At 62.2% G+C, this 20,282-nt stretch carries 20 protein-coding genes and 1 tRNA gene; 16 read left to right on the forward strand and 5 right to left on the reverse strand.

Going from position 1 to position 20,282, the window contains the following annotated elements; genetic code table 11:
• The first annotated feature begins 123 nt into the window (after positions 1-123).
• From BQ8482_RS28645 to BQ8482_RS28680, 7 genes are all read left to right on the forward strand, one after another.
• Positions 124-345, forward strand: coding sequence for a twin-arginine translocase TatA/TatE family subunit (locus tag BQ8482_RS28645; RefSeq protein ID WP_095493766.1), 222 nt, complete (start codon positions 124-126; stop codon positions 343-345).
• A 29-nt stretch (positions 346-374) separates the two neighbouring features.
• Positions 375-1,067: a Sec-independent protein translocase protein TatB gene (gene tatB, locus BQ8482_RS28650; RefSeq protein ID WP_123150648.1), complete on the forward strand. Its 693-nt coding sequence runs from the start codon at positions 375-377 to the stop codon at positions 1,065-1,067.
• A 44-nt stretch (positions 1,068-1,111) separates the two neighbouring features.
• A complete protein-coding gene (tatC, locus tag BQ8482_RS28655; RefSeq protein ID WP_123150775.1) occupies positions 1,112-1,921 on the forward strand; it encodes a twin-arginine translocase subunit TatC in 810 nt (269 codons plus the stop codon).
• Positions 1,922-2,186: 265 nt separating this feature from the next.
• Positions 2,187-3,491: a serine--tRNA ligase gene (serS, locus tag BQ8482_RS28665; RefSeq protein ID WP_123150649.1), complete on the forward strand. Its 1,305-nt coding sequence runs from the start codon at positions 2,187-2,189 to the stop codon at positions 3,489-3,491.
• Positions 3,491-4,249, forward strand: a complete 759-nt coding sequence (gene surE / locus BQ8482_RS28670; RefSeq protein ID WP_123150650.1) for a 5'/3'-nucleotidase SurE — start codon at positions 3,491-3,493, stop codon at positions 4,247-4,249. The genes serS and surE overlap by 1 nt, the downstream gene beginning before the upstream one ends.
• Entirely contained in the window at positions 4,246-4,911 is a 666-nt protein-coding gene (locus BQ8482_RS28675; RefSeq protein WP_208867856.1) for a protein-L-isoaspartate(D-aspartate) O-methyltransferase, read from the forward strand. Before surE ends, BQ8482_RS28675 begins: the two co-directional genes overlap by 4 nt.
• A 211-nt stretch (positions 4,912-5,122) precedes the next feature.
• Positions 5,123-6,616, forward strand: a complete 1,494-nt coding sequence (locus tag BQ8482_RS28680) for a LysM peptidoglycan-binding domain-containing M23 family metallopeptidase (RefSeq protein WP_123150651.1) — start codon at positions 5,123-5,125, stop codon at positions 6,614-6,616.
• Between the two features lie 124 nt (positions 6,617-6,740).
• Here BQ8482_RS28680 and BQ8482_RS28685 read toward each other — a convergent pair whose 3' ends face one another.
• Positions 6,741-7,616, reverse strand: coding sequence for an ATP-binding protein (locus BQ8482_RS28685; protein WP_123150652.1), 876 nt, complete (start codon positions 7,614-7,616; stop codon positions 6,741-6,743).
• 292 nt (positions 7,617-7,908) lie between these two features.
• Here BQ8482_RS28685 and yajC point away from each other — a divergent pair, with 292 nt between their 5' ends.
• From yajC to BQ8482_RS28705, 4 genes are all read left to right on the forward strand, one after another.
• The gene (gene yajC, locus BQ8482_RS28690; RefSeq protein ID WP_123150653.1) at positions 7,909-8,247 is read left to right on the forward strand and encodes a preprotein translocase subunit YajC; all 339 of its coding nucleotides are present in this window, start codon (positions 7,909-7,911) and stop codon (positions 8,245-8,247) included.
• Positions 8,248-8,572: 325 nt separating this feature from the next.
• The gene (secDF, locus tag BQ8482_RS28695) at positions 8,573-11,125 is read left to right on the forward strand and encodes a protein translocase subunit SecDF (protein WP_123150654.1); all 2,553 of its coding nucleotides are present in this window, start codon (positions 8,573-8,575) and stop codon (positions 11,123-11,125) included.
• Positions 11,126-11,140: 15 nt separating this feature from the next.
• On the forward strand, positions 11,141-11,530 hold the full coding sequence (locus BQ8482_RS28700; protein ID WP_123150655.1) for an Mth938-like domain-containing protein: 390 nt from the start codon (positions 11,141-11,143) through the stop codon (positions 11,528-11,530).
• Between the two features lie 25 nt (positions 11,531-11,555).
• Positions 11,556-12,383 (forward strand): phytoene/squalene synthase family protein, encoded by an 828-nt coding sequence (locus BQ8482_RS28705; RefSeq protein ID WP_123150777.1) that lies wholly within the window; start codon positions 11,556-11,558, stop codon positions 12,381-12,383.
• A 24-nt stretch (positions 12,384-12,407) separates the two neighbouring features.
• On the opposite strand, the gene trmFO is transcribed toward BQ8482_RS28705, so the two are convergent.
• Entirely contained in the window at positions 12,408-13,817 is a 1,410-nt protein-coding gene (gene trmFO / locus BQ8482_RS28710) for a methylenetetrahydrofolate--tRNA-(uracil(54)-C(5))-methyltransferase (FADH(2)-oxidizing) TrmFO (protein WP_123150656.1), read from the reverse strand.
• Positions 13,818-13,967: 150 nt separating this feature from the next.
• On the opposite strand from trmFO, the gene BQ8482_RS28715 reads away from it, so the two are divergent.
• A complete protein-coding gene (locus tag BQ8482_RS28715; protein WP_123150778.1) occupies positions 13,968-14,519 on the forward strand; it encodes a hypothetical protein in 552 nt (183 codons plus the stop codon).
• Positions 14,520-14,887: 368 nt separating this feature from the next.
• On the opposite strand, the gene BQ8482_RS28720 is transcribed toward BQ8482_RS28715, so the two are convergent.
• The gene (locus BQ8482_RS28720) at positions 14,888-15,028 is read right to left on the reverse strand and encodes a DUF1127 domain-containing protein (protein ID WP_123150657.1); all 141 of its coding nucleotides are present in this window, start codon (positions 15,026-15,028) and stop codon (positions 14,888-14,890) included.
• Positions 15,029-15,082: 54 nt separating this feature from the next.
• Entirely contained in the window at positions 15,083-15,223 is a 141-nt protein-coding gene (locus BQ8482_RS28725; protein ID WP_091596947.1) for a DUF1127 domain-containing protein, read from the reverse strand.
• Positions 15,224-15,459: 236 nt separating this feature from the next.
• Here BQ8482_RS28725 and BQ8482_RS28730 point away from each other — a divergent pair, with 236 nt between their 5' ends.
• Genes BQ8482_RS28730 through BQ8482_RS28740 form a run of 3 tightly spaced genes read left to right on the forward strand, consistent with a single transcriptional unit; the run spans position 15,460 to position 18,655 of the window.
• Complete coding sequence (locus BQ8482_RS28730) at positions 15,460-16,575, forward strand: DUF2157 domain-containing protein (RefSeq protein WP_123150658.1); 1,116 nt, start codon at positions 15,460-15,462, stop codon at positions 16,573-16,575.
• On the forward strand, positions 16,572-17,153 hold the full coding sequence (locus BQ8482_RS28735; protein WP_123150659.1) for a GDYXXLXY domain-containing protein: 582 nt from the start codon (positions 16,572-16,574) through the stop codon (positions 17,151-17,153). The genes BQ8482_RS28730 and BQ8482_RS28735 overlap by 4 nt, the downstream gene beginning before the upstream one ends.
• 53 nt (positions 17,154-17,206) lie before the next feature.
• A complete protein-coding gene (locus BQ8482_RS28740; protein WP_123150660.1) occupies positions 17,207-18,655 on the forward strand; it encodes an aromatic amino acid lyase in 1,449 nt (482 codons plus the stop codon).
• 74 nt (positions 18,656-18,729) lie between these two features.
• Here BQ8482_RS28740 and BQ8482_RS28745 read toward each other — a convergent pair.
• Positions 18,730-18,812: transfer RNA gene (locus BQ8482_RS28745), tRNA-Leu, on the reverse strand.
• A 527-nt stretch (positions 18,813-19,339) separates the two neighbouring features.
• On the opposite strand from BQ8482_RS28745, the gene BQ8482_RS28750 reads away from it, so the two are divergent.
• On the forward strand, positions 19,340-20,050 hold the full coding sequence (locus tag BQ8482_RS28750) for a hypothetical protein (RefSeq protein ID WP_123150661.1): 711 nt from the start codon (positions 19,340-19,342) through the stop codon (positions 20,048-20,050).
• The last annotated feature ends 232 nt before the right edge of the window (positions 20,051-20,282 follow it).

The raw sequence follows: 20,282 nt of genomic DNA on the forward strand, positions 1-20,282 counted from the left end.
GGCTATGGCGCCGAAAGTGCGTGACTTCGGCTACTCATTTATAAACTCTGTCGCGGTTGTGTTTGAAACCCGACGCGAAAGCGCATAGATCATCGTCAGAGAAAACTTTCGAGAGAGATTGTTATGGGTTCATTTTCGATTTGGCACTGGCTGATCGTTCTGGTGATTGTGTTGCTGGTGTTCGGCCGCGGCAAGATTCCCGAGCTGATGGGTGACATGGCCAAGGGTATCAAGAGCTTCAAGAAGGGCATCGCCGACGACGAGGTTGCCGAGGACAAGCGCACTGTTGAACACCGTGCCGACGAAACCGTTTCGGCAGTGAAGGAAAAGGCCAGCAAGAGCTGAGCCCAAAACTTTAGTCGGAACGTATCGCCATGTTCGACATCGGCTGGACCGAGATGCTGGTGATCGCGATCGTCATGATCGTGGTCGTCGGGCCTAAGGATTTGCCCAAGATGCTGCGCACTTTCGGCCGCACGACGGCGAAGATGCGCGGCATGGCAGCCGACTTCCAGAAACAGTTCAACGACGCGCTGAAGGAGGCCGAGCTTGACGACGTCAAGAAGTCGGTCGATTCACTCAGAAGCCTTAATCCGGCCGCCGAGATCAGGAAACAGCTCAACCCGTTCGAGCAGGCGGCAGCCGACGTCCGTTCAGGCGTCGACGCGGTGATGAAGCCGAAGCCGGCTGCAGACCCTGTCGCGCCGGCTGCTTCGAGCCCGCAGGATACCGAGCTGAAGAATGGCGCGACGGTGTTGCCGGGCGTCAATGGCCCGGAAGCGGCGCCGGCGGCGCCGACCTTTCCGGCGATGACCGATGAGTCGGTGGTGACACCGCCTGTCGCGGCGGCGACGCCGGCTGCACCGCAAAAGGCCTCGGCGGCGAAGACGAAGGGTGCGCCAGCGAAAGCGATCCCGGCCTCCAAGGCCGCAGCGGAGCCAGCGGCAGCAGCGGCAAAACCTGCTGCGACAAAGACCGCGGCTAAGAAGGCCGAGCCGAAGCCTGCACCGGCAGCGGTGAAGAAGCCGACTGCAGCCGCCAAAAAGACGGCGGGAGCCGCCAAGTGAGCATTTCGGAAAAGGACGAGATCGATAAATCGGCGGCTCCGCTGATGGAGCATCTGATCGAGTTGCGCCGGCGGCTGATGTGGTCGATCGGCGGGTTCTTCGTCGCCTTCCTGTTCTGCTTCTTCTTCGCCAAGCAACTGTTCAACCTGTTGGTGATCCCGTTCAAATGGGCGACTCAATGGGCAGGGCTCGACCCGCACAAGGTCGAGCTTATCTACACGGCGCCGCAGGAATTCTTCTTCACCCAGGTCAAGCTGGCGATGTTCGGCGGCATGGTGATCGCCTTCCCGCTGATCGCCACGCAGATCTATAAATTCATCGCGCCCGGCCTCTACAAGAACGAACGCAACGCTTTCCTGCCGTTCCTGATCGCTTCGCCGATCCTGTTCCTGATGGGCGCGTCGCTGGTCTATTTCTTCTTCACGCCGATGGTGATGTGGTTCTTCCTCGCCATGCAGCAGGCCGGCACTGACGACCAGGTGCAGATTTCGTTGCTGCCGAAAGTGTCGGAATATCTCAGCCTGATCATGACGCTGATCTTCTCCTTCGGCCTGGTGTTCCAGTTGCCGGTGGTGACCAGCCTGATGACGCGGGTGGGCATGCTGTCATCCGAGGCGCTGGTTGAAAAGCGCAAATGGGCGATCGTCATCGCCTTCGTCGTCGCGGCTGTTCTGACACCGCCCGACCCGATAAGCCAGATCGGCCTGGCCGTTCCCACGATCCTACTCTACGAGGTCTCGATCTGGTCGGCCCGGCTGATCGAGCGTAGCAAAGAACGGGAACGTCTGGCGCGCGAGAAGCGGGAAGCTGCGGAAGCGGCGGCCGAAAAGGCAGCGGACGCGTCGTCGACATAAGTGCATCTAGAAGGCCTCGCTCCTTCGCGCCCCCCTCTGTCCTGCCGGACATCTCCCCCACAAGGAGGGAGATCGGCAGTTTCGCCGACGGCTCGCTCCTTGGATTCTGGAGATTGGCGAAAGTCGTGATGGCAGCCAATCTCCCCACCCGTGGGGGAGATGTCCGGCAGGACAGAGGGGGCGCGAAGGAACTCGATCTTGACATCTTGCATCGGTCAAGGATGCGGTTTACGCCCTCTGACCTAGCTCAGGAGCGTTCAGGACCATGCTTGACATCAAATGGATTCGCGACAACCCGAAGGCCCTTGTCGACGCGCTCACGAAGCGCTCGTGGTCCAGCGAGGACGCGCAGTCCACGGTCGATGATCTCATCGTCAGGGACGAGGCGCGGCGCGAACATCTGACCGAGCTGCAGACCAGGCAGGAGCGCCGCAACGCCGCCTCGAAGGAAATCGGCAACGCCATGCGTTCGGGCGACGCCGCCCTTGCCGAAAGGCTGAAGGCCGAGGTGGGCGAGATCAAGGCCTTCATCCAGAACGGCGAGGCGCGCGAACGCGAACTCGACAAGGCGCTGAACGACGCGCTGGCGGTGCTGCCCAATGTGCCGCTCGACGACGTGCCGGTCGGCAAGGACGAGCACGACAATGTCGTCAAGCGCATCGTCGGCAAGGTGCCGACCCGCCCGAACTGGATGAAGGAGCATTTCGAGATCGGCGAAGCGCTCGGCATGATGGATTTCGAGCGGGCGGCGAAACTGTCCGGCTCGCGGTTCACGGTGTTGAAAAGCGGACTGGCGCGGATGGAGCGGGCGCTCGGCCAGTTCATGCTCGACCTGCACACGACCGAGCACGGCTATGAGGAGATCCAGCCGCCGCTGATGGTCAAAGACGAGGTTCTTTTCGGTACGGGGCAACTGCCGAAATTCGAGGAGGATCTCTTCTTCGCCCCGCGTGGAGACGGTAGGCTTGGCCTCATCCCCACCGCTGAAGTGCCGCTGACCAATCTCATGCGCGAAGAACTCATACCGCATGAAAAGCTGCCGTTGCGCTATACAGCGCTGACGCCGTGCTTCCGTTCGGAAGCGGGCTCGGCCGGACGCGATACGCGCGGGATGCTTCGTCAGCACCAGTTCTACAAGGTCGAACTGGTGTCGATCACCGACCAGGACTCCTCGCTCGCCGAGCACGAACGGATGACCGAATGCGCCGAGGAAGTGCTGAAGCGGCTCGGCCTGCCGTTCCGCACCATGACGCTGTGCACCGGCGACATGGGCTTTGGCGCGCGCAAGACCTACGACATCGAGGTCTGGCTGCCGGGCCAGAACGCCTATCGCGAGATTTCGTCATGCTCGGTTTGCGGCGATTTCCAGGCGCGGCGCATGGACGCCCGCTACAAGGACAAGGACGGCAAGGGCAACCGCTTCGTCCACACGCTGAACGGCTCCGGCACCGCCGTTGGCCGCGCTCTCATTGCTGTCATCGAAAACTATCAGAATGAGGATGGCAGCGTAACCATTCCTGAAGCGCTTCGGCCTTACATGGGCGGTCTGGAAAAGATCGAATCAAAATAATGCGCATCCTCCTGACCAATGATGACGGCATCCATGCCGAGGGCCTTGCATCGCTCGAACGCATCGCCCGCACGCTGTCGGACGACGTCTGGGTGGTGGCGCCGGAGCAGGACCAGTCCGGCTACGCGCATTCGCTGTCGATCTCGGAGCCGCTGCGCCTGCGCAAGATTGGTGAAAAACACTTCGCCGTGCGCGGCACGCCGACCGACTGCGTCATCATGGGCGTGAAGAAGATCCTGCCCGCAGCACCCGACCTGATCCTGTCCGGTGTCAATTCCGGCGCCAACATCGCCGACGACGTCACCTATTCGGGCACCGTTGCCGGCGCCATGGAAGGCGCGCTGCTCGGCGTGCGTTCGATCGCGCTCAGCCAGGCCTATTCCTATCTCGGCGAGGATCGCGTCGTTCCCTATGAGACCACCGAGGCGCTGGCGCCGGCGCTGCTCAAGAAGCTTGTCGCCATGCCGCTGCCGGACGGCGTGCTGCTCAACGTCAATTTTCCGAATTGCGCGCCAGAAGAGGTCGCCAGCACGGTGGTCACCTCGCAAGGCAAGCTCGTCCACAGCCTGTGGGTCGACGAGCGCCGCGATGGACGCGGGCTTCCCTACTATTGGCTGCGCTTCGGCCGCGAGCCGGTCGAGGGCAAGCAAGGCACCGACCTCCACGCCATGCGCAACCGGCAGGTATCGGTGACGCCGCTGCAGCTCGATCTCACCGCTCATGAAATCCGCGATCAACTGACCAAGGCGCTCGCATGAACCTGAACCATGGTCCGACGGTCGACGACCGCGAAGGCTTCGCCGCTTTCCTGCTCCGCCTGCGTGGCAAGGGCGTGGTGCCGAAGGCGCTGATCGCCGCCTTCGAGGCGACGCCGCGGCGCGGCTTCCTTTCCGCGCAGTTCCATCCGATCGCCTGGTCTGACCGCATGCTGCCGATCGAATGCGGCGAAGCGATCGAGGGCGCCGATCTGCAAGCCGCGGTGATCGCAGCACTTGCCATCGAGCCGGGCAACCGCGTGCTCGAGATCGGCACCGGGTCGGGCTACACGGCGGCGGTGATGTCGCGGCTTGCCGCGCGGGTCGTCACCGTCGACCGCTACAAGACGCTGGCCGAGCAGGCCAAGCAGCGCTTCGACGCGCTCGGCATCGGCAATGTCATCGTGCGCCAGGCGGACGGCTCCAACGGACTTGCCAATGAAGCGCCGTTCGATCGCATCGTCGCATGGGCGGCCTTCGACAGCCTGCCGCGCTTCCTGCTCGACCAATTGTCGAGCGGCGGCATCGTCATCGCTCCGATCGGACCCGAGGAGGGCGAGCAGGTGCTGGCCAAACTGACCAAGGTCGGCAGCCGCTTCGAACGCGAGGACATCGGTCTCGTCCGCCTGCAGCCGATCCTGCGCAGCGTAGCCGCGGTCATCTAGGTTCTGTCGATATTCAGGTGATGGCGCAACCGACCTGTCTGGTCGCTTCGCGCCCGTCTGTGACTCGGCCCTACCTGAACCTCAACCCGACCAGGTGCAGCCTTAAATATTTTAAGAAAATTTGCGTCTGATTCTAAAGGTTTAACCGACCGGTAACATTAACGCGCTTTAATCACGGTCAGTCTGTACCGGGTATCTGCGGGTAAAAGCGATGCAATTCAGTATTTTGAAGGCAAACGGACGCAACCTGGCGCGTGGTTTCGCTGTCCTTATGGTTGCGGGCACCGCGGCGGGATGCAGTTCCCAGGTCTCGCGGTTCAACAGCGTCGATGACGTCTTTACCTCCTCGACCAACAACCAGCGCAGCATCATCGACAAGCAGGACGCCGCCCAGCCTTATCCGGGCGATGCGCCGGTGTCGGCCGCGCCGCTCGACGGCAGCCATACCCAGTCGGTCAGCCGCTCAAGCCTTGAACCGGTTGCGACGCAGCAACTGCCGCCGGTCAGCCAGTCGCAGCCGGCCCCCGCCGCCAGTCCGGCTCGCACCGCTTCTGTGCCCGCCGCCTCACAGGTTGACCGTACTGCGACCGGGACAGCGGCAAAGCCGTTCAAGAACGCACAACCTGATGCTCCGAGCATGGCGACGGCAGGCGGCGAACCGCGTGCCACCGAGATCATCGTTAGGGATGGCGAGACCATCTCCGGCCTGTCGCGGCGCTACGGCGTGCCCGCCGACGCCCTTATGAAGGTCAATGGGCTAAGCGCGACCAACGGGCTGAAGACCGGTCAGAAGCTCGTCATCCCCGCCTATGCCTATTCAGGCAAGAAACCGGCGCCGAAGCTTGCAGACGCCAAGCCTGCGAACGACTCCAAGCACGATCTGCCGGCCAAGGCGCCGGAGATGGTAGCCGTGCTGCCGCAGCAGCCGAAGCTCAAGGAGGGCAAGTCCGCCGCGCAGGTGGATGCATCGGCCGCAGCAAGCCAGCCGAAGGGCGCCGCACCCAAGGCGGCTGGTGCCGGTGGCACCTACACGGTCCAGCAAGGCGATACTCTGTCGGCCATCGCCAGGAAGATAGGCGTCGGCGTGGTTGCGTTGAAGCAGGCGAATGGTTTGCAGGACGGTCTGCTCAAGATCGGCCAGACCCTGAAGGTGCCGGCTGACGGAACCGCGACAGTTGCCAGCGCCAAGCCGGCAAAGGTCGATCCGGTAACGACTGCCACCACCCCGCCTGCGGCAAAGACTACGCCGTCGGAGACGCTCGCCGCCTACACGCCGCCCCAAAAGGCCGCGAAGGTCATCGAGCAGGCCGAGGATGACGACGCGGTGGCGCCAAACGCCACCGGTATTGGCAAGATGCGCTGGCCGGTGCGCGGCCGCGTGATCTCAAGCTTTGGCGGCGGCAAGGATGGTGTCGACATCGCCGTGCCGGAAGGAACGCCGGTCAAGGCGGCCGAGAACGGCGTCGTCATTTATGCCGGCGATGGTCTCAAGGAATTCGGCAATACGGTTCTGGTGCGCCACGAGAACGGGTTGGTTACAGTCTATGGCCACGCCCGCTCGATCGAGGTCCAGCGCGGCCAGAAGGTCAAGCGCGGCCAGGAAATCGCGCAGTCCGGCATGAGCGGCACCACCGACTCGCCGAAACTGCATTTCGAAGTCCGCAAGAATTCGGCACCGGTCGATCCTTCGACCTATCTTGAATAGAACAAAATCGATCCTTCGACCTATCTCGAATAGAACAAGAAAACGATTGCGCGCCGCCTGACCTCCAGTCCGGCCCGCCGGCTCAGCCCGCCCCGCAGGGGGCGGGCTTTTTCAGTCTTTGTCCCTAATCTTTGAGAGATTTGCCGAGCCGGCCTGCCAGATCCTGGGTGAACTGCCAGGCGACGCGGCCCGAACGGCTGCCGCGCGTCGTCGCCCATTCCAGCGCCTCGGCGCGCAGCGTCACGGGATCGATGGCAAGGCCGTGATGGCTGATATAACCGTCGATCATGTCGAGATACTCGTCCTGCGAGCATTTGTGGAAGCCGAGCCAGAGGCCGAAGCGGTCGGACAGCGAGACTTTTTCCTCGACTGCCTCTGACGGGTTGATGGCGGTCGAGCGCTCATTGTCGATCATGTCGCGCGGCAACAGATGCCGCCGGTTCGACGTGGCATAGAAGATGACATTTTCCGGGCGGCCCTCGACGCCGCCTTCGAGCGCCGCCTTCAGCGACTTGTAGGACGTATCGTCGTGGTCGAAGGAGAGGTCGTCACAAAACAGGATGAAACGGTAAGGTGCCGCTTTCAGCAAACTCATAAGCTTCGGCAGCGTGTCGATGTCTTCGCGGTGGATCTCGATGAGCTTGAGAGGCAGGTCCAGCTTTGCCGACACGTTGATAGCGGCATGCACGGCCTTGACCAGCGAGGACTTTCCCATGCCGCGCGCTCCCCACAACAGCACGTTGTTGGCTGCGTAACCGGCGGCGAAGCGCTCGGTGTTGTCGACCAGTATGTCGCGGACGCGGTCGACGCCGCGGATCAGGCTGATGTCGACGCGGTTGACCTTGTGCACCGGCTCCAGATAGCCGGGATCAGCCTGCCAGACGAAGCAATCGGCCTCGCCGAGATCGGTTTCCGGCACCGGCGGCGGGGCGAGGCGGGCGACCGCCTCGATCAGGCGGTCGAGCTTCTTGTTCAGGGCTTCGATGGTGCTGTCGGTCATTTCTTGTCTTTTTGTTTTTGCATTCAGGAAGGCGTGACAACGGAACCTATTTGATTCCGGCGGTTTCGGAACCGGCTCCAACCTTTTGTTAGAGCATGATCTTTTTCGAAAACCGCGCTCCATTTTCGGGATCATGCTCTAACACGGCTCAACCAGCCCGAAAAGCAGCCGAAATGCCTGGCCGCAGTTGCATTGGCAACTTTACCGACTATATTCCGGCCAAATTTCACGGGGCCGCCAAATTTCCCTAGGACGGTTTGGCGGCTGTTTTTCAAAATTCAGGAGTACCTCGATGTTCGTGACACCGGCATATGCCCAAGGCGTCGGCACCTCCCCGGATATGTTCATCAGCATTTTGCCGTTTGTCCTGATTTTCGTGATCATGTATTTTCTGATCCTCCGGCCGCAGCGTACGCAGTTGAAGAAGCGCGGCGAGATGCTGGCGGCGGTTCGCCGCGGCGACACGGTCATCACCGGCGGCGGTTTCGTCGGCAAGGTGACCAAGGTGATCGACGACAACGAGCTCGAGATCGATCTCGGCGGTGGCACCAAGGTAACGGCGCTGCGCTCGACGATTGCCGATGTGCGCGTCAAGGGCGAGCCAGTGGCGAACCAGAACGCCAAGAAATAGCCGAAATTTCTGGGGGAGCGGTCCGCGGATACGCCCCTGACGGACGACGCCATTTGCTGTATTTTCGCACTTTAAGACGACACTGATCTGGCTGGCCACCCGGTCCAGGGCGCCAACATCTCGTGATGCCATTGCGCGCTGGTCTCTTGCCGGCAAGATTGACAATAGTGGAAGAAAGCCCGATGGCAGCACCAAAGTGAACTGCCTCGTGCTCGACAATCACCCATATGCTGACCGAGGCGAGCCGGTGGCGAACCAGAACGCCAAGAAATAACCCAATTCCAGGCGGAACGATCCGCTAGAATGCCCTGACGGACGACGCCATATGCTCTATTTCTCGCGCTTCAAGATGATCCTGATCTGGCTGGCCGTGGCCGCCACAGTGATCTTCGCTGCGCCCAATCTTTTCTCAGCCAGCACGCTGGCCAAGCTTCCCGACTGGGTGCCGAAGCGCCAGATGACGCTCGGCCTCGATCTGCAGGGCGGCTCGCATATCCTGCTCAGGATGGATCCGAACGATCTGACCAAGGATCGGCTGGAGACGACGCGCGACCAAATCAGGACACTGCTGCGCGACGCCAAGATCGGTTACACCGGCCTTGCCGGATCAGGCCGGACCGTGCAGGTCCGCATCACCGATCCCGGTCAGGTCGATGCCGCCAAGACGGCGCTGAAGACACTGACCGACCCGGTGGCCGCCGGCCTGTTCAGCGGCGGCTCCGTCCAGGAGATGTCGCTGGATGATTCCGAGCCCGGCCTGCTCAAATTCACCGTTTCCGACGCCGGCATCAAATACCGCACGTCGACGGCGCTGGCGCAGTCGCTCGAGGTCGTCGAGCGCCGCGTCAACGAACTCGGCACCACCGAGCCGATCGTGCAACGCCAAGGCGACGACCGCATTCTGGTCCAGGTGCCGGGCCTGCAGGATCCGCAAAGGCTGAAGGAAATTCTTGGCCAGACCGCCAAGCTGACCTTCCAGATGGTCGACCAGTCGATGCCCGTGCAGGACGCGCTCAACGGTCGTCCGCCGGCGGGATCCTCGGTTCTGTATTCGCAGGACGATCCGCCGGTTCCATATCTGATCGAGAACCGCGTCATCGTTTCGGGCGAAAATCTCGTCGATGCGCAGGCGACGTACAATTCCCAGACCAATGAGCCGGTGGTTTCGTTCACCTTCGATTCCAAGGGAGCGGCGCGTTTCGGCCAGGCCACCTCGCAGAATGTCGGCAAGCTGTTTGCCATTATCCTCGACAATCAGGTGATTTCGGCGCCGCAGATCCGCGAACCGATCCTTGGCGGCAGCGGCCAGATCTCGGGCAATTTCACCGCCGAGAGCGCCAACGACCTCGCCGTGCTGTTGCGTGCCGGCGCGCTGCCGGCGACGCTGACGGTGATCGAAGAGCGCACAGTAGGCCCAGGGCTCGGCGAAGATTCCATTCACGCCGGCAAGGTCGCCGGCGTGATCGGTTCTATCCTCGTCGTCGTGTTCATGTTCGTGGCCTATGGCTTTCTCGGCTTCATTGCCAACATCGCGCTGGCGGTTCATGTGGCGATGATCATCGCGTTGTTGTCGTTGCTTGGCGCGACACTGACATTGCCGGGCATCGCCGGTATCGTGCTGACCATCGGCATGGCAGTCGATTCAAACGTCCTCATCTACGAGCGCATCCGCGAGGAGCGGCGAAACGGTCGCTCGGTCATCCAGGCGATCGACACGGGCTTTTCGAAAGCGCTGGCGACCATCGTCGATTCGAACGTCACCTCGTTGATCGCGACCGTGGTGCTGTTCTGGCTCGGGACCGGGCCGGTGAAGGGCTTTGCCGTAACCTTCGCCATCGGCATTCTGACCACCGTCTTCACCGCCTTCACCTTCACCCGGCTGCTGGTGTCGATCTGGCTTCGCCGCGCTCGTCCGAAGGAGTTGCCGCGCGCGCCGGTGACCTTCGTCCCGCCGGGTACGAGAATTCCGTTCATGGGCATCCGCCGCTGGACATTCGCGCTGTCCAGCGTGCTGTCGATCCTGGCGGTCGTGCTGTTCATGACCGTCGACATCAATTACGGCATCGACTTCAAGGGCGGTTCGCTGATCGAGGTTCAAGCCAAGGATGGCACCGCCGATATTGCCGATATCCGCGGCAGGCTTTCGGAACTCAACATCGGCGAAGTGCAGGTGCAGCAGTTCGGCGACCCGAACGACGTCTTGATTCGCGTCGGCACGCAGGAGGGCGGCGAGAACGCCGAACAGACCGTCATCGACAAGGTGCGCGGCGAGTTGCAGGACCATTACGATTTCCGCCGCGTCGAGGTGGTGGGACCGACGGTTTCCGGCGAGCTCGCCAAGCAAGGCACCATCGCCATGCTGATAGCGCTGCTCGGAATCCTGGTCTATGTCTGGTTCCGCTTCGAATGGCAGTTCGCGGTCGGCGCCATCATCGCCACGGTCCACGATGTGGTCATGACGATCGGCTTCTTCGTCATCACCGGTCTCGAATTCAACCAGTCGTCGCTCGCGGCGATACTCACCATCATCGGCTATTCGCTTAATGACACGATCGTCGTCTATGACCGTGTTCGCGAAGACTTACGAAAATACAAGAGGATGCCGCTGCCACAATTGTTGAACAACGCCATCAACGAGACGTTGTCCAGAACGACGCTGACCTCGGTGACGACGATGCTCGCGCTGCTGGCGTTGGTGCTGTTCGGCGGCGAGGTGATCCGCTCGTTCACGCTGGCGATGCTGTTCGGCGTCGTCTTCGGAACCTATTCGTCGATCTTTATCGCCGCGCCACTACTCATCCTGTTCAAGCTGCGGCCGGAGACCGCGACGGCCGATGAGGAGAAGCCGGTGAGCGGCGGCAAAGCCATGGCAACCTGACCGGCGGCCAACGGGATGACCAAAGGCATTGTCATCCGTGAAGCGCATTTCCCCGGCCGTGCGCCGATCGAGGCCTACGGCAATGGTGGGTTTCGTTTCGCCGACATGTCTCATCGCGGCTCGCTCCTGTGCCTGCCGTCGGGCATCTACGGCTGGGAGCCAGCCGATCCCCTGGCACTGACGGCGGCGGATTTCGCCAAGCTGCTCAACGAGGCTGACAAGGTCGAGATCCTGCTGGTCGGCGCTGGCAAGGATCTCCGGCCGTTGCCGGCGGTGCTGCGTGCTGCGCTGAAGGCGGCGGGCATTGCGGCCGATCCGATGTCGACCGGCGCGGCCGTGCGGACCTACAATGTTCTTCTGGCGGAAAACCGAGCGGTGGCCGCCGCACTGATTGCCGTCGAGTGACGTGACCGAAAACGCCAAAATCGTCATGGAAACGGTGCGAGCCGCCGACCATGACCGCTATGTTTGCGCGCTCTATGCGCCCGAGGACAAGCGTGACGCACTTTTTTCGCTCTATGCCTTCAATGCCGAGATATCAGGCATTCGCGACCGTATCCGCGAGGCGCTACCCGGCGAGGTGCGGCTGCAATGGTGGCGCGATGTCATCGCAACCGAGGACAGTGGGGACGGGGTTGGCCATCCTGTCGCGGACGCGTTAAAGGCTACGATTTCCGCCCACCACCTGCCGATACCCGCCTTCGAGAATATGCTCGAAGCCCGTGTTTTCGATCTCTATGACGACCCTATGCCGTCGCGCACCGATCTGGAAGGCTATTGCGGCGAGACCGCAGCGGCGCTCATCCAGCTTGCAGCGATGGTGCTCGATCCCGTCGCAGCACCGCGTTTCGCCGAACTTGCGGGCAGGGCAGGTTGTGCACAGGCGATGACCGGCCTGTTGCTGCTGCTGCCGCTGCACCGCAAGCGCGGGCAATGCTTTGTCCCGGCCGATACTCTGGCGGCCGCAGGGTCGTCGCCGGAAGAGTTCGTTGCGGGCGATGGTGGGCCTGGAGGGCAACGCGCTGTCGCGGCGATGATCGCGCTGGCGCAAGAACATCTTGCAGCTTTCGAAAGCGGTGCATCGGCGTTGCCGGTTTCGCTGCGACCGGCATTTTTGCCGCTGGCCTTGTCGCGCGCCTATCTCGGCAAGATGGAAAGTTCTCGTCAGTCACCTCTGAACGGCGCGGCGCGGCTCTCGCCCTGGCGCCGGCATTGGCTGCTGTTGCGCCGCGCAACGCGAGGCTGGCCGGGCATCTGAAGCCTGACACGAACTCCGTAACTGCTACTCCGCTGCTTCCGCCCGCGAAGGCAATCCCAGCCATTCGCGGCAGTCGGCCAGCGCGCGTGACGTCACCGCACGCCGCTTGGCGACGGTCTTGTCCTTGCCGCGCAGGCGCTTTCCCTCGGCTTTCGGCGCTTCCACCGGGGGAAACAGGCCGAAATTGATGTTCATCGGCTGGAAGGAGCGCTTTCCCGGCTCGTCGGCGGAAACGATGTGACCGCCGGTGATATGGTTGAGCAGCGCGCCAAAGGCTGTGGTCATCGGCGGCAGCGCCGGCGCGTGGCCCAACCGCTCGGCGGCGGCAAAGCGCCCGGCAAGCAGGCCGATGGCGGCACTTTCGACATAGCCCTCGCAGCCGGTGATCTGACCGGCGAAGCGCAGGCCGGGCCGCGACTTCAGCTGCAGCGATTGGTCAAGCAGCGTCGGCGAATTGATATAGGTGTTGCGATGCAGGCCGCCGAGGCGGGCAAACTCGGCGTTTTCAAGGCCCGGGACGGTGCGGAACACGCGCACCTGCTCGGCGTGCTTCAGCTTGGTCTGAAAGCCGACCATGTTGTAGAGCGTGCCCAGCGCATTGTCCTGTCGAAGCTGCACGACGGCATAGGCCTTCACCGATGGATTGTGCGCATTGGTAAGCCCCATCGGCTTCATCGGCCCATGGCGCAGCGTCTCGACGCCGCGCTCGGCCATGATCTCGATCGGCAGGCAGCCGTCGAAATAGGGCGTGCCTTCCCATTGCTTGAATTCGGTCTTTTGGCCCTCCAGAAGCGCCCCTACGAAGGCGAGATATTGCTCCTTGTCCATCGGGCAGTTGATGTAATCCTTGCCGGTGCCGCCAGGCCCGACCTTGTCGTAGCGTGACTGGAACCAGCAGATGTCCATGTTGATCGTGTCGAAATGGACGATCGGCGCGATGGCGTCGAAGAAGGCGAGCGCATCGGCGCCGGTCGCTTCCGCGATCGATTGGGCGAGCCCAGGTGCGGTCAGCGGGCCGGTGGCGATGATCGCCTGGTCCCAGTCCGCCGGCGGCAGGCCGGGCACTTCCTCGCGCTGGATGGTGATGAGCGGGTGCGCTTCGAGCTTTTTGGTCACCGCTTCGGAAAACCCGTCGCGGTCGACGGCCAGCGCACCGCCGGCCGGCACCTGGTGGGCGTCGCCAGCGCTCATGATCAGCGAACCGGCCAGCCGCATTTCGGCGTGCAGCAGGCCGACGGCGTTGGTTTGCGCATCGTCGGAGCGGAAGGAATTGGAACAGACGAGCTCGGCCAGTCCATTCGTCTTGTGCGCATCGGTGCCGCGGACGGGACGCATTTCATGCAGGACAACGGGAACGCCGGCCTCGGCCGCCTGCCAAGCGGCTTCGGAGCCGGCGAGACCGCCGCCAATGACGTGAATGGGATTCTTGCTCATGAGCGCCGAAATAGTCGCTTGTAGCTGCGATTGCAATTGCCCCGGTTAGCGGCGCAGTTGCCGCCAAGTGCTGCAATCGTCTACTGTCGGAGAATGGACGGGAGTCTCGGGATCTTTGCCAGAGCGACCTTTCTGACAGTCGTGATCGCCATGGGCGGATCAGCGGCCGCCGGCGAACTGGCCGCGACGGCTTCCAAGCGGATCCCCATATGCCACGGCTACAGTTGCAACTATCGCACGATGCTGGCGCTTGGCCCCGGTGACGGCGCGCGTTTCCGCTCTATCCTGCGTGCGGGTGCGGGTTCGCCCCAAGCCGAGCGCTCCGCTATTTCGAAGGCTGTCCGCTATTTCGAGCAGCGCATTTTCCGGGCCACCGGCATTCGCGATCTGCCGCAATCGGAATTCGGTGCATCGCGCATCAGGGGCCAGATGGATTGTGTCGACGAATCAACCAATACGCATGCGCTGCTGGTTTATCTTGCCGAGCGAAAACTGCTCAGGTTTCACAAGGTCGAGGACAAGGCTTCGCGAGGCCTGTTTGTCGACGGACGCTATCCCCATTGGACGGCGGTGATCAGCGACCGCGGGGGCACCGAATGGGTGGTGGATTCCTGGTATGCGCCGATGGGCGGCGCACCGGACATTTTTCCGTTGAGCCAGTGGAAGAAACGGGGCGTTCTGGAAAGCGGTGCGCTGGACTGACGACAGGGACGTCCCGCAAAACGGCTCTCCCAAAATCGCCCTCAGAGTGCCTCGACCCTGAAAAACAACAACACCCGCCGGGGGAGGAGGTCCGGCGGGTGTCGTTTTGCTGGTCGATCCTCGGGAGGAGGTGAAAATCGACCGTATTCGTCATCGCCGGGGAGGAGGTCGGCTTTGACGAAATTCCTTTCGCCTGATCAAAGGGGGCGAAACCCTGGGCGAAATTCGTTTCGCCCCTTGGGAAACAGCGCCCGCCGCGGGAGGAGGTGCGGCGGGCGCCGTTTTTGTGGTCAACCCTCGGGAGGAGGTGAAGGCCGACCGTATCCGTCAGGGTCGGGGAGGAGGTCGACCCTGGCGAAATTCCTTGACTAGATCGCCTTGCGAGCGATGCTCTTGATCTCGTCGCGGACGATGCCGAGATCATGCAGCTGGCGGTTCGAAAGGCGACCCAGCTCGGTAACTGTCGAGCGATAAACGCGCCAGTTACGATAGTTGCGGATCAGGTTCATTGTCGTTCTCTTTTCAAGTCAAACTGGTTCGGACCATTTGCGGTCCGAGGAGGATTAGACCGCCTTGCGGGCGACGTAGTGGATGTCGCTGCGGCTGATGCCGAGGTCGGTCAGTTCGCGGGTGCTCAGGCGGCTCAGCTCGGAAACGGTGTCCCGGTAGCGGCGCCAGTTGCGGTAGTTGCGGATCAGGTTCATGGTATTTCTCGTTTCGTCTTTCTTCCGGATCATTCCGTCTTTGTGTACGCCCTCAAGATAGGTGGGGTCATATCGATTTAAAAGCGCTATTGGTGCATGGCAGCAATGCAAATTGTGCAATGCACCATCGCCGCCAAATCACGTCTTCGACCTAGATAGGCCCGAATCGGAAAATGCCGTAGCGTCAACGGTTTGGCCGGATCGGCTGAAAAAAGAGCAAGCTGGGGGAGAAAGGCATGGCGAGCTATTCGTCACGCGTCAGGACCGATATCGCACGATGGCTGCAGGCTGGCCTGATCGACGCCTCGACGGCCGACGCGCTGACGCGCGACGTCGAGGCCAAAGAGCGCAAATCACTAAGCTTCGGCTCGATCCTGGCGATGATGTCGGCGCTGCTTTTTGGTGCGGCCGTCCTTATCTTCGTCGCCGCCAATTGGGAAGCCATCCCGCGGCTTGCGCGGGTGGCAGCGCTCTTCGCCATCATCCTCGCCGGCTATGTCGGCGGCGCGGTGCTGAAGACACGCGACCATGCTGCTATCGGCGAGGCACTCTGGATCATCGCCGCGGCGGCATTCGGCGGATCGATCGCGCTGATCGGCCAGATGTATCATTTATCCGGCGACGAAACATCGGCCTTGATCACCTGGGGCGCTGGCACGGCCTTGGCGGCGGTTGCGCTGCGCTCGAACCCGCTGACTGTCGCTTCTGTCGGCATTGCCGACGCATGGCTGTTCCTGAGGGGGTTCGACTATTTCGGGCGCGCGGAATTTCCGCATCTCTTCGTCGTCATGGCGAGCGTGTTGTTCGCCATTTCGTTCTGGACCCGCAGCCATGCGGCTCGGCACCTGATCATCCTGTCGGTCATCTTCTATCTTGTGCTGTTGTTTACGGAATACGAAACGCTGCAGGTCGCTGTCCCGCTCATTGTCGTGTCGACGCTGCTTTTCGCGGCTGCGATCTTCGCTGCTGGGCCCGTCGACCGGATATTGCAGCTTGGCGGCCGTCTGCCCTTACATGCGCTGATCGGATTTCTCACCGGTCTGGCGATGATCCAGTTCGAACTAGCCGGTGAGAGCAACAACAGCGGCTTCGGCATTGCCTCGGCCGTTGCGCTTGCCGGCATTGTCGCGGCGATTGTGCTGGGAGGCCGCGAGAGCAGGGGCTTGCGCTGGGTTGCCTATGCTGGCTTCGCCTTCGAACTCGCCATCATCTATGTGGTGATGTTGCAGTCGATGCTCGACACGGCAGGCTTCTTCCTTGCAGCCGCTGTGCTTCTCGGCCTGCTTGCCCTTGTCATCCTCCGCGTGGAAAAGCGCATGAGGGTCCCGAGCGTGGAAGGAGCGGCGGCATGATGACCGGTAAAAGACTGATCATTTCGGCGGTGGCGCTGGCGCTCGTCCAGATCGGCTTCCTGAGCTGGATCATCGCCGGCCGGGCGGCGATCTTGCGCGACGGCAGGCAAGTGCTGCTGAGGGTCGAACCGATCGATCCGCGCGATCTCCTGCGCGGCGACTTTATTCGCCTTGGCTATGAGATTTCGCGCATACCGGTGAAGCTGATCGCCAACATTCCGACCGGTAAGCTCACGAGCGACGACACGCCAATCGTCGTCAGGCTGAAGCAGGGCGCCGACGGCTATTGGGAGGCGACCGCGGCCTGGTTCGGGCAAGCGTCTGCGCCGGCAGCATCCGACGAAGCCGATATCGTCGGGCATGTAGCTGAGGGATGGGATCTCAGCGCAGCCACGACGATCGCGCCGAACTACGGCATTGAACGCTTCTATCTGCCGGAAGGCGAGGGGATGGCGATCCAGAACGACATGCGGGTGCGGCCGTTCGGCGTCCGCGTCGCAATCGCAGCCGATGGCGCCGCGCAGATCAAGGCGCTGATGGACGGCGACAAGACGCTGTTCGAGGAACCGCTTTATTAGAATTGGCCCGGATTAGAATTGGGAAAGCGTGGCCGGCTCGGACAGCATCAAACATGACCATTATCCTGACGACACGAGAAGACATAAATCTCAGCTCGGTTTTCCGCGTCGCCTGGAAAAAAGACACGGTGCAAATCAGCGGCAAGGCCCTGCAGCGCATCGCAGAGTGTCGCGCGTCGTTCCTGCGTCTCGTCGAGACCGACCCTGTACCGGTCATCTATGGCGTGACCACCGCCATGGGAGAACTGGCGAGCAGGCGGCTCGAACTTGGCGAGCGGGATCGCCATGCGCGCATCAAGGCTTTCGCAGCCGCCACATCGTTCGGCGAGCCTTTGCCAGATCGCGTGGTGAGGGCGATCGTGCTCGCCCGCCTGGCGAATTTCCTCGAAGGAAATGCTGCGACCACACCACGCGTGGCGCTCGCCGTCGCTGCGATGCTGGATGGCGGACCCATGCCCCTGGTGCCATCCTCCGGCCAGGGCGGTGCCGGTGAAATCCTCGCCCTCTATCCGCTCTTTGCAGAACTTTCGACGCGCTTCGACCTGGAAGTCAAGGAACGGGGATCTTTGATCAATGGCTCGCCCTGCGCTGCCGCACTTGTGGCCGACGCTGCCTTGGCGGCTCGCCGCCGCATTCGCCTTGCCGAAAAAATCTTTGCGCTTTCGATCGAAGCGTTTCGCGCGCCGCTCGAACATTACGACCCGGCGCTCGACGCGCTTTGGGGCGATGAACACGAAGCAGCGGCGCTGCGCGGATTGGGGGAGTTTCTTGCCGGCGCCGGCACCGGGCGCCGCAATTATCAGGCGCCGGTCAGCTATCGCATCGTTCCTCGCATCCTGGGGCACGCGCATCGCGCGCTGGCATCGGCGGAACGCGCTGCGACCGTGTCGCTCGCCTCGGTATCGGACAACCCGGTCTACATCCCGCCAGACGACGGGCATCCGCTCGGGCGCTGCATCAGCACGGGCGGCTATCACAATGCCATGGCAACACCCGCCCTGGATGATCTGGCGGCGATATGGGCCGATATCTGCCTCTTGTGCGACCGCCACGCCTCGAAGCTTTTGAACGGCAAGGTCTCGCTTCTGCCCGATCTGCTTTTGACGGGGCGGGACTGGAGCGACAGCGACGGCCACGGCAATGTCGGCTATGTGCCGATGGCGATCACGGGTTATCTGGAGCAGGCGAAACTCGCGGCCCAGCGAACCTTCATCCCGGGAACGGAATCGGCCGGCGCCGGGCAGGACGATGTCGCCACGACGGTCTTCCTCGCATGGACGAAGGAGGCACGCGCCGGCCGCTGCCTCGATGCGGCGATGGCGATGCTGGCTGTGATCGCCTCGCAGGCGCTGCATGTGACCGAGCGCGTGGCTCCTCCGGCGCTTCAGTCGTTCGTCGCAGATGTCAGAAGCATCGTGCCGCCGGTCGGTGACGATCGCGTGCTGGGGCCTGAACTTGCGACTTTGACCGGATGGTTTACGCGCCAGGTCTTTGAGGAGTAGGCACCAAAATGGTGCGGATGAAGGGACTCGCCTTCCGACACTGGAACCTTAATCCACTGTTCGAGGGGGAGCAGTGGTGCGGGTAGAGGGACTCGAACCCCCACGTTCTCACGCCAGAACCTAAATCTGGTGCGTCTACCAATTCCGCCATACCCGCTGGCTTCGTGTCACCGTGACATGTCTATGTCACAAGCCATGTCACAAGTTCAAGACTTAGATTTTCGAGGTCTTTGGGCCTCGCGTTGGCGTCTACGCCGGTCGCTTGGGCAAGTCCCAGCCCCTGGACCGTAGGCCCGCGCGCGCCATGCATCGGCATCGCGCTCAAACTGGCGGTCATATAGGTCTAGCGCTGGAGCACAAAGTCGTGACGGGACATTCGGTTTCCTTGCAAAGCTATCTGCCAAGACGAGCACCAGATAGTGCCGTCGGCGGCCACGGCGCGGACCTTCCGTCCAAAATAGGCGAGGTGGCGCGAACGAACTCGTTCGCGGTCAGGTCTTCCTGCCCGGGAATGTATTCCCAAATTCTTTCAAATTGAATCGGAATATTTTGCTACCCGTAAGTTACGATCGCAAACATTGTTTCGCGTTAGCAATTCAACAACTCCCTGAGTTCGTTATCGCTAAAGTAGCAGGCGCTGAAACTGCTGCTGTGAGGTAACTACCAAAGGAAAGGGAGAGTGTCATGGCAAAGGTCGTTAAGAGTTTCGCCACAGCTTTGGCCAGTGGTGCACTTGTTTTATCTCTATCTTTTCCCTCCAGTGCAGGCGGCATTAGCGTCGGCGCCGGCGCATCGGTCGGCGGCCGAGGCGGCGTAAACGCCGGTCTCGGCGCCTCGGTCGGAGGCAGTGGCGGCATCAATGCGGGAGCCGGCGCCTCGATCGGCGACAGCAGGGGGGTGAATGCCGGCGTCGGTGCATCGGTTGGCGGCAGCAAGCGCTTTACCGCTGGTGCCGGCGCCTCGATCGGCGGCAGGAGCGGGGTAAATGCAGGCGCCGGTGCATCGATTGGCGGCAGTAGGGGCGTTAGCGCTGGTGCCGGCGCCAATGTGGGCAATGGTGGCGTCACGGCTGGCCTGGGTGCCAATGTCGGTGGGACTGGTGGTACCACTGCCGGTGCAGGCGCAAACGTGGGCGGCACCGGCGGCATTACAGCGGGCCTGGGTGCCAATGTCGCTCGCACGAGCGGTGTCGGTGTCGGCGTCGGCGGCGGAACGCTTGCCGGGACACTTGGCACTCTTGGAACACCGGGGACTCCCGGCATGCCGAGCGTGGTCGCGCAGATGTCCAGCAGCCAACTGATGCGCATGAAGAAACGCTGTGTCGACGTGCTCAGCAGCGAAGGCACCTATGACCTTGACCTGCGGCAGCTTTGCATGCTGATCGCGCGTCGCTGAGCACTCGCAAACGAGAGCGTCGCATCGGCCGTGGAGGCTTTGACAATACTCTCCTGGCTTCGCGGCCGGCCCGCCACCCGCAACGTGGCGGGCTTCTCTGCATCAGGATCGCTGGGCTGAGCCATTATTCTGTCAATGTCGCGGTCAAAATAGGGGCCGTTCGCCGGCGCATGATCCCGAAAATCGAAAAATCGTTTTTTGGGATCATGCGCCAAAATCAAGGTGCTACAGC

Source organism: Mesorhizobium delmotii, assembly GCF_900149755.1.
GTDB lineage: Bacteria > Pseudomonadota > Alphaproteobacteria > Rhizobiales > Rhizobiaceae > Mesorhizobium > Mesorhizobium delmotii.

What these genes read in the sequence shown, in the direction of transcription:
- BQ8482_RS28735 (WP_123150659.1), top strand. Translation starts at nt 16,572, where the DNA reads ATGATGACCGGTAAAAGACTGATCATTTCGGCGGTGGCGCTGGCGCTC.
- BQ8482_RS28750 (WP_123150661.1), top strand. Translation starts at nt 19,340, where the DNA reads ATGGCAAAGGTCGTTAAGAGTTTCGCCACAGCTTTGGCCAGTGGTGCA.
- BQ8482_RS28715 (WP_123150778.1), top strand. Translation starts at nt 13,968, where the DNA reads ATGGGCGGATCAGCGGCCGCCGGCGAACTGGCCGCGACGGCTTCCAAG.
- BQ8482_RS28675 (WP_208867856.1), top strand. Translation starts at nt 4,246, where the DNA reads ATGAACCTGAACCATGGTCCGACGGTCGACGACCGCGAAGGCTTCGCC.
- trmFO (WP_123150656.1), bottom strand. Translation starts at nt 13,817, where the DNA reads ATGAGCAAGAATCCCATTCACGTCATTGGCGGCGGTCTCGCCGGCTCC.
- BQ8482_RS28705 (WP_123150777.1), top strand. Translation starts at nt 11,556, where the DNA reads ATGGAAACGGTGCGAGCCGCCGACCATGACCGCTATGTTTGCGCGCTC.
- BQ8482_RS28720 (WP_123150657.1), bottom strand. Translation starts at nt 15,028, where the DNA reads ATGAACCTGATCCGCAACTATCGTAACTGGCGCGTTTATCGCTCGACA.
- tatB (WP_123150648.1), top strand. Translation starts at nt 375, where the DNA reads ATGTTCGACATCGGCTGGACCGAGATGCTGGTGATCGCGATCGTCATG.
- tatC (WP_123150775.1), top strand. Translation starts at nt 1,112, where the DNA reads ATGGAGCATCTGATCGAGTTGCGCCGGCGGCTGATGTGGTCGATCGGC.
- BQ8482_RS28645 (WP_095493766.1), top strand. Translation starts at nt 124, where the DNA reads ATGGGTTCATTTTCGATTTGGCACTGGCTGATCGTTCTGGTGATTGTG.
- serS (WP_123150649.1), top strand. Translation starts at nt 2,187, where the DNA reads ATGCTTGACATCAAATGGATTCGCGACAACCCGAAGGCCCTTGTCGAC.
- BQ8482_RS28730 (WP_123150658.1), top strand. Translation starts at nt 15,460, where the DNA reads ATGGCGAGCTATTCGTCACGCGTCAGGACCGATATCGCACGATGGCTG.
- BQ8482_RS28740 (WP_123150660.1), top strand. Translation starts at nt 17,207, where the DNA reads ATGACCATTATCCTGACGACACGAGAAGACATAAATCTCAGCTCGGTT.
- BQ8482_RS28700 (WP_123150655.1), top strand. Translation starts at nt 11,141, where the DNA reads ATGACCAAAGGCATTGTCATCCGTGAAGCGCATTTCCCCGGCCGTGCG.
- secDF (WP_123150654.1), top strand. Translation starts at nt 8,573, where the DNA reads ATGCTCTATTTCTCGCGCTTCAAGATGATCCTGATCTGGCTGGCCGTG.
- BQ8482_RS28680 (WP_123150651.1), top strand. Translation starts at nt 5,123, where the DNA reads ATGCAATTCAGTATTTTGAAGGCAAACGGACGCAACCTGGCGCGTGGT.
- BQ8482_RS28685 (WP_123150652.1), bottom strand. Translation starts at nt 7,616, where the DNA reads ATGACCGACAGCACCATCGAAGCCCTGAACAAGAAGCTCGACCGCCTG.
- surE (WP_123150650.1), top strand. Translation starts at nt 3,491, where the DNA reads ATGCGCATCCTCCTGACCAATGATGACGGCATCCATGCCGAGGGCCTT.
- BQ8482_RS28725 (WP_091596947.1), bottom strand. Translation starts at nt 15,223, where the DNA reads ATGAACCTGATCCGCAACTACCGCAACTGGCGCCGCTACCGGGACACC.
- yajC (WP_123150653.1), top strand. Translation starts at nt 7,909, where the DNA reads ATGTTCGTGACACCGGCATATGCCCAAGGCGTCGGCACCTCCCCGGAT.